The organism is Flagellimonas halotolerans (assembly GCF_035818535.1).
GTDB classification, from domain to species: domain Bacteria; phylum Bacteroidota; class Bacteroidia; order Flavobacteriales; family Flavobacteriaceae; genus Flagellimonas; species Flagellimonas halotolerans.
Genome location: NZ_JAYKYV010000002.1, coordinates 32,938 through 46,961, shown reverse-complemented (window position 1 = coordinate 46,961; position 14,024 = coordinate 32,938). Strand labels below are relative to the sequence as shown.

Below are 14,024 nucleotides of genomic sequence, written 5' to 3'. Positions count from 1 at the left end.
GAAGATGGGTTAAGTCTATTAATCCATCCTAAGGTATAATTATTTTTTTAGATGGTTGAAAAAAAATATTGACAAATATCAATTATTTATTCATAGAAAGATGGTGTTTTTCCAAGCCGGATTTCAACCATTTCTCATAAGTTTCAGCATCTACATACTGTACCGCTTCGTTTAAAATTTCCAAGTTTGGGGAAAGTAGCACATAATATGGCTGCGATGCAGCATTGAAATTGATTGTCTGGAATGTTCCCCATTTTTGACCAATGGTTTCAATGGCTTTTACCCTTCCAGAATCATATTTAAAATCGAATTGGTGCTCCTCTGGAAGTTCCTTTCTATCATCTACATAAAGGGAAATCAACACGTAATCCTCTTGGATGATGGGGTAAATATCGGGGTCGCTCCAGACGTTTTCTTCCATTTTTCTACAATTTACACAGGCCCACCCCGTAAAATCGAGCAAAATGGGTTTGTTCACCTCTTGCGCATGAGTCAGGCCTTCCTCAAAATCCTTAAAGCAATCCAATCCTAACGGACAATCGCTTTCTGTTTCCACAACGCTGTAAAAACTTGGCGGAGGAAAACCACTCAGCAATTTTAATTGGGTGATATTGAAAAGACCAAGAATCAAGTAAACGCTAAAAGCAAGGCTTAACAAGCCTACTATTTTTCTGGCTGGTGACAAATTTTTCTTGGGGCCATCGTGCGGAAATCTGAATATTCCGAAGAGGTATAATGTCATTAAAACAAAGAGCACTACCCATATCCCCACAAATATTTCCCGTTTAAAAATGCCCCAGTTCCCAACTAAATCGGCATTTGATAGGAATTTAAAGGCCAAGGCCAGCTCCAAAAAGCCGAGCACTACTTTAACGGTGGTCATCCAACCGCCGGATTTTGGCAAGGAATTCAACCAAGCTGGAAACATAGCGAACAAAGCAAATGGCAAGGCCAAAGCCAAACCAAAACCAACCATTCCCGATGTTAAGTTAGTGGCCACATTGCCTTCGGCAAGAGTTGTACTGCCCAAAAGTCCGCCCAAAATGGGTCCTGTACACGAAAAAGATACGATAGCCAAGGTCAATGCCATAAAAAAGACGCCCAGTCCCCCTCCTAATTTGGATGATGCAGAATCCATTTTATTAGCCCATGAGCTGGGCAAGGTGAGTTCGTAATAACCAAAAAATGAAAAGGCAAAGAACACAAAAATGACAAAGAAGAATACGTTGAGCCAAATATTGGTGGCTATGGTATTCAAAATTTGTGAGTCCACCGAATTGAACAAGTGGAACGGCAAGCTCAACAAAAAATAAATTAAAACGATAAAGAATCCGTACAATAAGGCATTGCCTATTCCCTTGGATTTGTTCTGGGTTTGTTTGGTGAAAAAGGAAACCGTTAACGGAATCATGGGGAACACACAGGGCGTCAACAAGGCAATAAGACCACCGATGAATCCCAATCCAAAAATTACCCATAAGTTGGACTTTCCTTCGGAATCGGATACCCCATTTTGATTCAAGAGGTTTTTGTTCTTTAAATCCAATTTAAGAGACTCGCCCAAAGCCAAACTCCGTTCGTCCAAGGACGCTTCTTCGGCCACAAAGCCACTCCCATCCAACGAAATTTGAAAAAGATGATCTACAGGTAGACAGACTTCCTTACAAATCTGATAAAACAGGTTTACCGAAATTTGATTTACCTCTGGATCAAGCAACTTTATCTTTTGGGTGAAGATGGCCTCTTTTTTGAAAAAGGTCTCTTCTACCTCAAAAATATCGCTGTACTCCTTTATGGTCTCACTTTCTTCGGTTTTACCAATAAGTTCGTAGTCCTCGCCTGCTTTTTCAAAAGAAAATTCGCTGGGCAAGGAACCTCCTTCGGCCGTGTATTGCGAATATACGTGCCACCCGTCCATGATTTTGCCCTTGAACACCAGCTCGTATTCAGTGTCGGACAATTTATGTACCTCATGGCTCCAAACCGCAGGATTCTCATCCGTTTGAGCGAATGTGGTTAAATTGATGAAGAATAATCCTAAACAGAGTACTAATAGTCTCATGTAAGTTGTGTAATCTTTATAATTTCTCGGGTTGAATCATCAACCTTGAATCGTTCGTCCGCTCTTTTGCCCACTACCCAAACAATTTTATTGTCCGAGCAGAGCAACCATTGCTTATCTTTTGAAATCACATCCAGTTTTTCATCCTTAAAAAACTTGGACAGTTTTTTCTTGCCCTGCATCCCGAAGGGATAAAAATAGTCGCCTTTTTCCCAATTTCTTAACACTAACGGAAAGTTTAACTTTTCCTTATCCAAAAATACAACATTTCGCCCCTGTTTTTCTAAGGTCTCAACATTTTCCAGCTTTAGTTTTATGGGCAACTCGGATAGAGTTCCATCTATATGAACAAGGTATGTTCCGCTTACCTTGTTCTTTATTTCAGAGAGAATCAGAAAATCCCTGTCCTTGAGCAATCGGTGTGTTTTGGAAACTACTTGTTTGCCACTCATGGAGGACAAAAGGTCTTTTACATCGTTCCATTCTGTAAACCCATAATCTTTGAACAGTCCATACAAGTAAGCATCCAACGGTTGTAGTTGTTCCAGTGCTGCAATGCTAATTTTAATATCACCGTCTCGCTGCTCAAACAACTTGGACTTTAATTCATTTAAATGATTAAGGACCAAATCGTTTGATTGTTGCAAATGATTTTGGGTAGTCAGAAAATTTTGCAAAAAAGTGGGATGCAATTCCTTTAAAACGGGCACAATTTGATGACGAATCTTGTTCCGAAGGTATTTGGTGCTGACATTGCTGCTATCTTCTCGCCAATCAACACCTTTTGATTCGGCATAGGCCAAAATCTCGCTTCGGGAAAAGGGTAGCAACGGCCGAACCACATGTTCGTTCACTTCAGGAATACCGGAAAGGCCTTCTATTCCCGTACCGCGCGATAGATTGATCAAAAAGGTCTCCAAACTATCATCCGCATGGTGGGCCGTTAAAATATAATCATAACCTTTGGTTTTTATCAAACCCGAAAACCATTGGTAACGCAACTCCCTTGCTGCCATCTGAACGGACAAACGCTGGGTTTCGGCATATTTCTCGGCCTCAAATAACATCACAAAGACTTCAATACCAAAATCGGATGCTAGTTGACGTACAAACGTTTCGTCCCCATCACTTTCATCACCACGTAGCTTAAAATTGCAATGTGCCAAAGCGATGTTCAAGTTGGCCGCTTTGCACAAATGTGTCAATACGATACTGTCCAAACCTCCACTGCAGGCCAACAATAGCTTCTTTTCTTTTAGGAAAGGCATCTCCTTGTTAATGTACGCTTTGAACTTTGGGAACATAGCGCGAATTTACAAATAAACCTTAGTCTTCCGGCCATCGACCTTGCTATTCAGTTGTTGGATTCTTTTGTTGTTAGATGTTCGGTGTTGGATGCTCGGTGTCAGAAGTCCAATCCCGGTTGCTGGTTGCTGGTTGCTGGTTTCTGGATGATCCAGTTCTTATATCTTGGTTCTTGAACTTGCACTTGATTCGAGATATTAGTGAAATTCGCGTCCAACCCTTTACCTTTTTGCCCAAAAAAGATTATCGACTGCTCCTTCAAATGCTCAGGATGACAACTCGAAATAAGTGATATTCGTGATGATATGTGCCATTCGTGTCAAAGCCCGATACTTTTAGAGCTTCAGTTATTGGAACTTGAACTTGCCTGCCTGCCGTAGGCAAGGAACTTGACACTTATCAACTAACATCCAGCTTTATTCGCTTTCCTCCAAAACGGTCCGCATAGCTTTAGCTTTAAGCAAACATTCTTCGTACTCCTTTTCTGGGTCGGATTTTGCGGTAATGGCACTTCCAACAGAAAAAGATACATATTTTTTAGTGGCGTTGTACAAAATACTCCGAATCACTACGTTAAAATCAAAATCACCGTTGGGGTCAAAATAACCTACGGCTCCGCTGTACAAACCTCGTTTGGTTTCCTCCAAATCTTCAATAATGTTCATTGCTGAAATCTTCGGGGCACCCGTCATACTGCCCATGGGGAATGTTTCCTTGATCAGTTCTATGGAATTCTTATCCTTTGGAACCGTTGAAACTACGGTGGAGATCAACTGATGTACTTGCTTAAAAGTGTATAGTTTACAGAGCTCTTCGACTTGCACAGAACCTTTTAAAGCGCTCTTGGACAAATCGTTGCGGACTAAATCCGTGATCATGATGTTCTCTGAGCGCTCTTTTTCATCTTGGAACAATTCTTTTTTGATTCTTTGATCATCCTCTTCACCATTTCCACGCGGTGCAGTTCCTTTTATGGGTTGTGAAATCACTTTTTGTCCCATTTTTTTGATGTACCTTTCGGGCGAAGCAGACATCAAATACATATCCCTTAATCTCGCAAATACGGAAAACGGCGGTTCGGAAATGCTGTTTAATTTGTGATGGGTATGCCAAGGGTCAATGGAAATATCTTCTGCATAAAATTCCTGACAAAAATTAGCTTCATAAATGTCGCCACGGTGGATATGCTCCAAAAAACGGTTGGCTTTTTCAAAATAGGCGTCCTTGTGAATCCGCATTTTAATTTTAATGGGGTCGCTCGGCTGTTTCTTTGGGGAATCCATTTGATGAAAATTGATAATCTCAGCATAATCGGCTTCAATTTCGTGGGCAAAAGCGTTCAAATACTTAAAATGAAGCTGTCCATCATCAACCATTATAATTTTGTTAGGTTGATTAAATTGCAGCATAGGAAATCCAAGAACATCTAAATTCTCGGAAATCAAATCTTCCAATTCATTTTTAAAATCATAGGAAAAATACCCAAAAACCCAATCCTTTTGCCAGTCCACAAAAGTTTGAAGCTCATCAACGCCCATCAATATTTGGGATGCGCCAACGGCTAGGCAGGCTTCGAAACTGGAATATGCATCCCGGTGCGAGTTGCTATCCAACCAAATCACGCTCTGGTAAGCCCTAGACCATTGGAGCAGCGCCTTTTTACTTTGTAAAAGGGAGTTTATCTTAAAGGAACGGTGTGTTCGCAATACCTATTGTTTTAGTGCATCCAAAAAGGTGTTCAATGCATTTTGGTGTTCATTTTTTAAGGTTTCGTCCAAAATGCCCTCTTCACTAAACTTATCATAAAAAGATGGCAAGGAAAAGATAGCTACAATTTCCGCACCAAACCTCGGCAGCATATTTTCAACCACCGTCAAGGAACCTTTTCCCCCTCTCTTTCCTCCAGAAGTGGACATTAACAGCACTTTTGTGCCCTCCAAAAACTTGCGGTCCATGCGGGAAAGCCAATCCAATACATTTTTAAAATAGGCCGAAGGATTTCCGTTGTGTTCGTTAACGGACAAAATTAGACCGCTAGCACTATTTATTTGTTCTTTCAATTCCTTCAACGAAGCGGAATACCCCTCTTCTTTTTCAAGGTCTTCACTGAACACGGGAAAAGGGTGTTCTGCCATGTCTAGCGTCTGGATATCATGGTTTTGCACTAATGCAGTCGTGAGTTTTACTAATTTAAAGTTGATAGAAGTGGAAGAATTGCTCCCGGCAAATGCCAAAATTGCAGCCATAGTATAAAATCATTAATTGTTTCGCTAAAATACCCCGATTGAAGCAGACATGCGACTATTTTGCATATTTTTGGCACGAGAAACGTCCAAACTACCTGCTAAACAAGTATATAGGTTGAATGTGAACCAAATGACAGCCAAGAATAACAGGTTATTTTTTATAGACGCCATGCGCGCATGGGCCATTTTGATGATGTTGCAAGGACACTTCATCGATGGTTTGTTGGATCCTGTTTTTAGGGACTCAAGCAATTCTGTTTACAATGTTTGGCTATATTTTAGAGGAATTACCGCTCCTGTTTTCTTTACCGTTTCTGGCTTTATATTTACTTATTTATTGATTCGGGTTCCACAAAACGGAATGGAAAACCCGAGGGTGTCCAAAGGTATTCGTCGTGGCTTACAGCTATTGGCCATTGGTTATTTACTACGTTTGAATCTTGGAGGGCTCCTTAAAGGTGAAATTTACAATTCGTTTTATTTGGTAGATGTGCTCCATTGTATCGGGCTTTCCATTCTAGGTCTTATTGGTACATATTTGCTTACCGCCAATAGAAAAAAATATGTGTTCCCTATTGTTCTGATCAGCATTACTTTGTCACTTTTTCTGTTCGAACGGGTTTACAAGGATTGGACTTTTGCTTTTTTGCCCGATTTTATCGCCAATTATTTTACCAAGGCCAATGGTTCGGTGTTTACCATTGCTCCTTGGTTTGGATATACTACTTTGGGTGCCTTTATCTCGGTGCTTTTTAAGCGATATAAAAACTATAAATATTTATACTCTTTGGCAATTTCCATAGCGTTGGCGATTGGTTATTTTTTAATATATCAATCTTCCAATGTTTTTAAAGGACTTTATGACTGGACCGGGTTGGAATTGTTCAACTTAATACTATCCAACAACTATTTATTTATCCGTTTGGGCAATGTGCTCGTTGTTTTTGCCATATTCATGATCCTTCGCCGATTTATGACGAACAAAACAGTTCTGAAAATTGGTGCAAGTACGCTTTCTATCTACGTGATTCATTTTGTTGTACTTTATGGAAGTTTCACTGGATTGGGGCTGTACCGTTTCTTTAAACATTCACTTTCGCCTGAAATTGTGGTTGCAGGCGCTCTCGCTTTTATGATGGTTTGTACATTTTTATCGTTACAGTACAACCGATACGAAGCGAATATCAAATCACAGCTTGCTTTGGGCATTTCTTATGCCAAGTACCAACTTATTGAACTGAAAGAAATTTCCATTCCTGTGCTAAGAGAGCTTTTTATCAGAGTTCGGTTATTCCTCAGAAGAGTTTTACGTACGGTCAGAAGCTAAAAAAAGCATTCAATCCTAAGACTGAATGCTTTGAGGTTATCTAAAATACGTGTTTTTAAGCAGCATTTTTTACTCGATAATCGAGATTTAAATGCTCCGAGGTTTGCCCGGTTTGCCCAGAGATAATTTACTTAAGCATGTAAAGCTCTATCGTCAGTTGCGGCCAATGCAGCTTCCTTAACGGCTTCGGCAAAGGTTGGGTGGGCATGGCTCATTCGGGAAATATCCTCGGCCGACGCCCTGAATTCCATTGCGGTAACACCTTCGGCAATTAAATCGGCACAACGTGCCCCAATCATGTGAACGCCCAGTACTTCATCGGTGCTCTTATCGGCAAGTATCTTCACAAAACCATCAATATCCATGCTAGCACGGGCCCTTCCCAAGGCACGCATCGGAAACTGACCTGCTTTATATGCTACGCCTTCTTCTTTTAATTGCTCCTCTGTTTTGCCCACAGAGGCAACTTCTGGCCAAGTATAAACAACACCTGGTATAAGGTTATAATCTATATGAGGTTTTTGGCCTGCCAATAATTCAGCGACCATGGTACCTTCTTCTTCAGCCTTATGGGCCAACATGGCACCTTTTACCACATCTCCTATCGCATAAATGTTGGACACATTGGTCTGCAGGTGTTCGTTTACTTCTACTCTGCCCTTATCATCCAATTTCACCCCTGCAGCTTCGGCATTCAATCCATCGGTATACGGTTTACGGCCAACACTTACCAAGCAGTAATCACCAGAAATGGTAATCTCTTTACCCTTTTTGTCATCGGCTTTTACAATTACCTCATCACCTTTGCGCTCCACTGATTTTACTTTGTGGGACAGGTTGAATTTCACCTTTTGCTTTTTCATCACTTTGGTGAGTTCTTTGGACAAAGCGCCATCCATGCCGGGGATAATGCGGTCCATAAATTCCACTACGGTAACATCTGCACCCAAGCGCTTGTATACCTGACCCAATTCCAAACCGATTACCCCTCCGCCTATCACGATCAAGTGTTTTGGAACTTCCTTAAGTTTTAGGGCTTCGGTTGAGGTAATCACTCTTTCTTTATCAATTTCAATAAAAGGCAGGGAAGAAGGTTTGGAACCCGTGGCTATAATGGTATTCTTAGCCTCGATGGTCTCTTCACCGTCTTTTTTTGCAATATTTATGTGTGTGGCATCCTTAAAACTTCCTACGCCATGGTAAACATCAATCTTGTTTTTGCTCATCAAAAACTCGACTCCCTTGGTGGTTTGGTCCACAACAGCTTGTTTACGGGCAATCATTTGCTTCAAGTTCACTTTTACCTCCCCTGGAATATCGATACCGTGTTCCTCGAAATGCTTAACTGCATCTTCATAATGGTGCGATGAGTCCAAAAGCGCTTTGGAAGGTATACATCCTACGTTTAAGCATGTACCGCCAAGCACAGCATACTTTTCTATTAATGCGGTTTTCATTCCCAATTGGGCACATCGAATGGCCGCCACATAGCCTCCAGGTCCAGAGCCGATGATAGCTACATCATATTGATTCATATTGTATTATTTGTAAGGATGATTCTTAAAAATCTGTTCTTTAAAAACAACCGTAAAAATACAAATGTTTTTCGGGACAGTCCTAAACTATTCTGTGGGAAAAGAAACAAGTGTCAAGAACAAAGAGAAAAAAGCCAAGGATCAAGTCTACGTGCATCGTGCTTCAGACAAGTGCCAAGTTCAATAACAGAATAACACAATGAATTAACCACCAATATGTACCGATGGCGTATTTTTCACCTCATTAATCACGAATGAACTCTGTGTATTGCCAATATTGGCTATGGCAGTCAATTTAGTGACCATAAATTCCCGATAACTTTTCATGTCCTTTACATAAATCTTTAAAATATAGTCGTAATCACCCCCCACATGAAAGCACTCGGAAACCTCTTTGAGCTGCAATACCTCGCGCTCAAACTTTAGAACATTCTCCTTGGTATGCTGTACCAAACGTATTTGGCAGAGTACCATAAAGTCTCTGCCTACTTTTTGTTTGTCCACCAAAGCAGCGTATTGGGTAATGACTCCATTGCGCTCCAATCGACGAATTCGCTCATAAACAGCTGTTTTGGACAAATGCAAAACATCTGCATATTGTTTCGTTGTCTTTTTACAGTCCTCTTGGAGCAGTCTTACCAATTCAATATCCATTTTATCCAGTTTCATTCCGACGATTTTTCTATTTGGAACAGCTAAACTCCAATTTTATGGAACAACATCCTAATATTTCTATATTTATTGACTATTCATCATCATTTGATGACATCCATTGATTTTGGGTCTAAAGATTCATATTTTTATCCAAAACAACGCATCATGGACTACAAAGCATCTGATCACATACAAAATCTTCAATATTTTGGTGAATTTGGAGGCGTAAACCCTTCTATATCAGATTCATCAACTTATACTTTTCTCTCAGCAAAGACTATGTTCGACACTTTTGAGGGGAATACTGAAGGTTGCTACCTTTACAGTAGGCACTCCTCCCCTTCCAACTTATACTTGGGCGAGGCCATGGCACAACTGGAAGGCACCGAATCTGCAAATGTGTACGCTAGCGGAATGGGAGCCATAACAGCTGTAATTCTTCAATTGTGCGATTCGGGCGACCATATTGTTTGTAGCAGGACCATTTACGGAGGCACTTACGCTTTCCTGAAGAACTTTGTAAAAAAATTCAATATTGATGTTTCCTTTGTGGACATTACCGATTTGGAAATGGTAGCGAGATCCATCACTCCAAAAACCAAAATGATCTATTGCGAAGCCATTAGCAACCCGCTTTTGGAAGTGGCAGATATAACCTCACTTTCCAAAATTGCAAAAAAGAACGAGATGGCATTGATGGTCGATAACACCTTTTCTCCTTTGACGATAAACGCAGCACAATTGGGAGCAGATATTGTTGTACACAGCCTTACCAAGTTTATCAACGGTAGTAGTGATTGCGTTGCTGGAGCCGTTTGCGGAACAACTGATTTTTGCCTCAGCCTAAAAGATGTGAACAACGGGGCAGGAATGCTTTTGGGCAGTACTTTGGATAGTTTGCGTGCCGCTTCCATCTTGAAGAATATGCGAACGCTTCATATAAGAATCAAAAAGCATAGCGAAAATGCCCATTATTTGGCCAAACAATTTGAAAAGGATGGATTAAAGGTGGTGTATCCCGGTTTGGAAAGTCATTCTGGGTACAGTTTAATGAAATCCCAGATGAATACAGAATACGGATTTGGCGGAATGCTTACCCTGGATGTCGGCTCCGTAGAACGTGCCAATGCCCTGATGGAATTGATGCAAAAAGAAAAGCTGGGTTATTTAGCGGTAAGCCTTGGTTTCTACAAGACATTATTTAGTGCTTCGGGAACTTCAACCTCCTCTGAAATTCCAGAAGAAGAGCAAAAAGAACTTGGTCTCTCCCAAGGACTCATCCGTTTTTCCATTGGTTTGGACAACGACATACACAAAACATACATTACAATGCGCAACTGTATGGAAAAGTTGGATATTTTGTCTCCCGATGCCAGTTTGGCTTAATTCGCAGGGGTGCTGGGTTTGCACAGCATAGTGCAAAATCGTAATATTACCTCCTAACAAACTCAGACCAAATGCCGAATAAAGAGGAAAAACCAACGTTTAGGGAAGATGAACACATTGTAGAAAATAAAGATTTGACCATTACTGAAGCATTGATACCCGTTTTAGCTTTGGTGATTATGTTGGCCTACAACGTTTATGTTTTTGGGGATGATGCCCTAAGCGGTTCCAACCAATTTATACTCTTAATGGGCGGTGCGGTCGCAGCAATCGTCGGTATTTTCAATAAGGTTTCCTATAAACGGATGATTGCTGAAGTGGCTGAAAATGTTCGGTCTACCACTGGGGCATTGCTCATTCTTTTAATGGTCGGTGCACTATCTGGTACCTGGCTGGTCAGCGGTATTATTCCCGCTATGATCTATTACGGGCTTCAAATTCTCAACCCCACCATATTTTTGGCAGCCAGTGTTATTATTTGCGCCATTATTTCCATTGCAACGGGAAGTAGTTGGACAACGGCCGCGACCGTAGGCATAGCATTGATTGGCATTGGTGATGCCTTGGGCATATCATTGGGGATGACAGCAGGTGCTGTGCTTTCCGGCGCTTATTTTGGAGATAAAATGTCTCCTTTGAGCGACACCACCAATTTGGCTCCTGCCATGGCGGGAGGAGATTTGTTCTCGCACATTCGCTATATGACGTACACCACTGTACCAACAATCGTGGTGACCTTGATTGTTTTCATCATTCTTGGTCTTGCCATTGATACCTCAGGAGTTGCCGATACAAGTTCACTTCTCAACAATATTGGCTCAACCTTCAATATAAATGGATGGTTGTTTATAGTGCCATTGATCGTTATTGGTTTGATTGTAAAAAAAGCACCTCCATTAATGGCGCTACTTGTAGGAACATTGCTTGGTGGAGTTTTCGCTCTTATTTTCCAACCAGACATTGTTGCCAAAATCGGTGGAGGCGCATCCTTAAATTTTGAAACCGGTTACAAGGGAGTCCTTAATGCCATAACGGTTGATACTAACATTGCCACGGATGACCCTGCCCTAAATGATTTGTTCTCCTCGGGAGGAATGTCGGGAATGCTCGGCACCATTTGGCTGATTGTCTGTGCCATGGTTTTTGGCGGTATTATGGATGGCATCGGTGCTTTGGAGCGCATTACGGAGTCGCTCCTAAAGCTGGCTAAGACCACTTTTGGACTGTTCGCAAGTACCGTGGGAAGCTGTTTGGCCCTGAACGTAACCGCATCCGACCAATATTTGGCCATTGTGGTTCCCGGTAAAATGTTTTCCAAAGCTTATAAAGAACGTGGCTTGGCCCCAGAAAACTTAAGCAGGACTTTGGAGGATTCAGGCACGGTAACTTCCGTATTGGTGCCTTGGAACACCTGTGGTGCCTATCACAGCAGTGTTTTGGGAGTTGGTGTTGGTGAATATGCACTTTATGCCATTTTTAATTGGCTCAGTCCGTTTATGACATTGCTTTTTGCTGCGTTCAGGATCAAGATCAAACAATTGGTTGAAACCACTGCTAAATAAAATTTTTATTCTACTGTTTTCAATACTTCAATCGCGTTGAGGACTTGGTGAAAATCAACATTTATTTTTGCCACAATCTCAATAATACCAACTCTTTTTTACAGCATTGCCATGACTTATCCTGCTATAAGAAAAACTAATTTCTAAGCTGGTAAAAACCATCAAACCACCCTATTTTTGCCCTTGAAAATTTAAAAAACATCCAATAAATGACTTTAGTAGGAAGAAAATTTCCAAACATTGAAGTAAACGCCATCGATGAGTTGGGCGATACGTTCAAAATCAACATTTTAGAGAAGGCCAAAGCCGAAAATAAGAAAGTTTTGCTTTTTTGGTACCCAAAAGACTTCACTTTTGTTTGTCCAACAGAACTTTTTGCCTTTCAACAAAACCTAAGTGAATTTGAAAAGAGAAATACCATTGTTATTGGAGCTTCTTGCGATACTGCCGAAGTACATTTTGCATGGTTGAACACTGAAAAGGACAACGGCGGAATCGAAGGGGTGTCCTATCCTCTTGTTTCGGACAGCAACAGAAACTTAGCAACTGCCTTGGGTATTTTGGACATTATAAAGGAAGACTACAACGAAGAAACCAACTCCGTTGTGGTAGAAGGAGACAATGTAACCTACAGAGCTACGTACTTGATCGACGAAGAAGGAACAGTATTCCACGAGAGCATCAACCACATGCCATTGGGTAGAAATGTGAGCGAATTCTTGCGTTTAGTAGATGCTTACACCCACGTACAAGAAAAAGGTGAAGTTTGTCCTGCAAACTGGGAAGAAGGAAAAGAAGCCATGAATGCTGACAGAGCTGGTGTTTCCAATTATTTAGCCAATCACGTAAACTAAACATTATGGTTGTAGAATTGGACAAGGACAACTTGAACGAGGTCATTGCCGAGAATGACAACGTAGTGGTGCAGTACAGTGCATCTTGGTGCGGCAATTGCAGGATCATGAAACCAAAGTTCAAAAAGGAAGCCTCTTTGAACGAGGACATAAAGTTTGTAATGGTCGACGCCGAAAAATTCCCGGAATCCAGAAAGCTTGCCAATGTGGACAATCTGCCCACTTTTGCGGCTTTTTCCAAAGGAGCTTTAAAAAATCAGGTGCAGACCAATAAATATGATGTTTTAAAAGACTTGATTAATGAAATTGCCCATAATTAAACAATTGGTGGATTTTGCCGAGGAGCACGATGAAGACTATTTACAAGAAACCGCAGACACCCTGGAAAGCGTTTGTGAGGTTTCGAGCTTAAAGGACGAAGAATTGGATATGATCGGGGAGTTGATCTCCAATATTTATGGAGCGCTTGAAGTATCCAGCGAAATCAAAAATGGCACTTCAAAAAAAGAAGCGCTTAACGGTTTTATGTCCAGAGTGCTCGGCTCAATAGACAAGTAACATACATTATATAAAACAGCAAATAAGAACCTTCCTGTAACAGACTTCGGGAAGGTTTTTTTAGTATTTTTGACACCGAGCGCATTAAACTTTCGGCTAGAAGGTTAATGTCAAAAAAAAATTGAAGCATTCTAAATGCCAAAAGAATCTTTTCTTCAGAATAGGATAAAAAGTATAGGATATGCCCTAAAGGGCATGTTCCTTTTGTTGCGCACAGAGCCCAGCATTAAAATTCAGTTCGTTATAACATTGGTGGTCACTGCTTTTGGCTTTTATTTTCAAATATCGAACACCGAATGGATTCTCCAACTGTTGGCCATTGGTTTGGTAATGGGTGTGGAAGGGATAAACACCGCCATTGAAAAAATCTGTGATTACATTCAACCTAATTTAGACCCCAAAATCGGTTTGATAAAAGATATTTCCGCAGGAGCCGTTATGATAGTATCGGTCTTGGCAAGCATCGTTGGCCTTATCATCTATGTGCCTAAATTTTTTTAGCAAAATCCAAGACCCCGAGTAGCAACGTAAATTT

Annotated in this window: 13 protein-coding genes; 7 read left to right on the top strand and 6 right to left on the bottom strand. The window is 41.0% G+C overall.

The features are described from left to right. Positions 1–82: 82 nt before the first annotated feature. The 4 genes from VM932_RS03360 to VM932_RS03345 all read right to left on the bottom strand — a co-directional run bounded on the left by VM932_RS03360 (position 83) and on the right by VM932_RS03345 (position 5,613). The gene (locus VM932_RS03360; protein ID WP_326277161.1) at positions 83–2,062 is read right to left on the bottom strand and encodes a protein-disulfide reductase DsbD family protein; all 1,980 of its coding nucleotides are present in this window, start codon (positions 2,060–2,062) and stop codon (positions 83–85) included. Beyond that, entirely contained in the window at positions 2,059–3,366 is a 1,308-nt protein-coding gene (gene tilS / locus VM932_RS03355) for a tRNA lysidine(34) synthetase TilS (RefSeq protein ID WP_326277160.1), read from the bottom strand. The genes VM932_RS03360 and tilS overlap by 4 nt, the downstream gene beginning before the upstream one ends. Before the next feature lie 417 nt (positions 3,367–3,783). Continuing rightward, positions 3,784–5,073: an anthranilate synthase component I family protein gene (locus VM932_RS03350; protein ID WP_326277159.1), complete on the bottom strand. Its 1,290-nt coding sequence runs from the start codon at positions 5,071–5,073 to the stop codon at positions 3,784–3,786. A gap of 3 nt (positions 5,074–5,076) precedes the next feature. Next, the gene (locus VM932_RS03345; RefSeq protein ID WP_326277158.1) at positions 5,077–5,613 is read right to left on the bottom strand and encodes an NADPH-dependent FMN reductase; all 537 of its coding nucleotides are present in this window, start codon (positions 5,611–5,613) and stop codon (positions 5,077–5,079) included. 130 nt (positions 5,614–5,743) lie between these two features. Between VM932_RS03345 and VM932_RS03340 the strand changes: the two genes are divergently transcribed. Next, the gene (locus VM932_RS03340; RefSeq protein ID WP_326277157.1) at positions 5,744–6,940 is read left to right on the top strand and encodes a heparan-alpha-glucosaminide N-acetyltransferase domain-containing protein; all 1,197 of its coding nucleotides are present in this window, start codon (positions 5,744–5,746) and stop codon (positions 6,938–6,940) included. A gap of 131 nt (positions 6,941–7,071) precedes the next feature. On the opposite strand, the gene lpdA is transcribed toward VM932_RS03340, so the two are convergent. Together lpdA and VM932_RS03330 are read right to left on the bottom strand one after the other, a co-directional pair. Continuing rightward, positions 7,072–8,475: a dihydrolipoyl dehydrogenase gene (lpdA, locus tag VM932_RS03335; RefSeq protein WP_326277156.1), complete on the bottom strand. Its 1,404-nt coding sequence runs from the start codon at positions 8,473–8,475 to the stop codon at positions 7,072–7,074. A 204-nt stretch (positions 8,476–8,679) separates the two neighbouring features. Beyond that, positions 8,680–9,144, bottom strand: a complete 465-nt coding sequence (locus VM932_RS03330; RefSeq protein WP_293163492.1) for an Lrp/AsnC family transcriptional regulator — start codon at positions 9,142–9,144, stop codon at positions 8,680–8,682. Between the two features lie 150 nt (positions 9,145–9,294). Here VM932_RS03330 and VM932_RS03325 point away from each other — a divergent pair, with 150 nt between their 5' ends. From VM932_RS03325 to VM932_RS03300, 6 genes are all read left to right on the top strand, one after another. Further along, positions 9,295–10,515, top strand: coding sequence for an aminotransferase class I/II-fold pyridoxal phosphate-dependent enzyme (locus tag VM932_RS03325; protein ID WP_326277155.1), 1,221 nt, complete (start codon positions 9,295–9,297; stop codon positions 10,513–10,515). Positions 10,516–10,586: 71 nt separating this feature from the next. Then, entirely contained in the window at positions 10,587–12,077 is a 1,491-nt protein-coding gene (nhaC, locus tag VM932_RS03320; protein WP_326277154.1) for a Na+/H+ antiporter NhaC, read from the top strand. A gap of 209 nt (positions 12,078–12,286) precedes the next feature. Then, complete coding sequence (locus tag VM932_RS03315) at positions 12,287–12,931, top strand: peroxiredoxin (protein ID WP_326277153.1); 645 nt, start codon at positions 12,287–12,289, stop codon at positions 12,929–12,931. Positions 12,932–12,936: 5 nt separating this feature from the next. After that, positions 12,937–13,251: a thioredoxin family protein gene (locus VM932_RS03310; protein WP_326277152.1), complete on the top strand. Its 315-nt coding sequence runs from the start codon at positions 12,937–12,939 to the stop codon at positions 13,249–13,251. Continuing rightward, positions 13,232–13,489 (top strand): DUF6952 family protein, encoded by a 258-nt coding sequence (locus tag VM932_RS03305; RefSeq protein ID WP_326277151.1) that lies wholly within the window; start codon positions 13,232–13,234, stop codon positions 13,487–13,489. The genes VM932_RS03310 and VM932_RS03305 overlap by 20 nt, the downstream gene beginning before the upstream one ends. Before the next feature lie 135 nt (positions 13,490–13,624). Continuing rightward, positions 13,625–13,990, top strand: coding sequence for a diacylglycerol kinase family protein (locus VM932_RS03300; protein WP_326277150.1), 366 nt, complete (start codon positions 13,625–13,627; stop codon positions 13,988–13,990). Positions 13,991–14,024 lie beyond the last annotated feature (34 nt).

Excerpts from the sequence above, each read along its gene's own strand:
- VM932_RS03300 (WP_326277150.1), top strand. The coding sequence starts at position 13,625 with ATGCCAAAAGAATCTTTTCTTCAGAATAGGATAAAAAGTATAGGATAT.
- tilS (WP_326277160.1), bottom strand. The coding sequence starts at position 3,366 with ATGTTCCCAAAGTTCAAAGCGTACATTAACAAGGAGATGCCTTTCCTA.
- VM932_RS03345 (WP_326277158.1), bottom strand. The coding sequence starts at position 5,613 with ATGGCTGCAATTTTGGCATTTGCCGGGAGCAATTCTTCCACTTCTATC.
- VM932_RS03330 (WP_293163492.1), bottom strand. The coding sequence starts at position 9,144 with ATGAAACTGGATAAAATGGATATTGAATTGGTAAGACTGCTCCAAGAG.
- lpdA (WP_326277156.1), bottom strand. The coding sequence starts at position 8,475 with ATGAATCAATATGATGTAGCTATCATCGGCTCTGGACCTGGAGGCTAT.
- VM932_RS03305 (WP_326277151.1), top strand. The coding sequence starts at position 13,232 with ATGAAATTGCCCATAATTAAACAATTGGTGGATTTTGCCGAGGAGCAC.
- VM932_RS03325 (WP_326277155.1), top strand. The coding sequence starts at position 9,295 with ATGGACTACAAAGCATCTGATCACATACAAAATCTTCAATATTTTGGT.
- nhaC (WP_326277154.1), top strand. The coding sequence starts at position 10,587 with ATGCCGAATAAAGAGGAAAAACCAACGTTTAGGGAAGATGAACACATT.
- VM932_RS03360 (WP_326277161.1), bottom strand. The coding sequence starts at position 2,062 with ATGAGACTATTAGTACTCTGTTTAGGATTATTCTTCATCAATTTAACC.
- VM932_RS03315 (WP_326277153.1), top strand. The coding sequence starts at position 12,287 with ATGACTTTAGTAGGAAGAAAATTTCCAAACATTGAAGTAAACGCCATC.
- VM932_RS03310 (WP_326277152.1), top strand. The coding sequence starts at position 12,937 with ATGGTTGTAGAATTGGACAAGGACAACTTGAACGAGGTCATTGCCGAG.
- VM932_RS03340 (WP_326277157.1), top strand. The coding sequence starts at position 5,744 with ATGACAGCCAAGAATAACAGGTTATTTTTTATAGACGCCATGCGCGCA.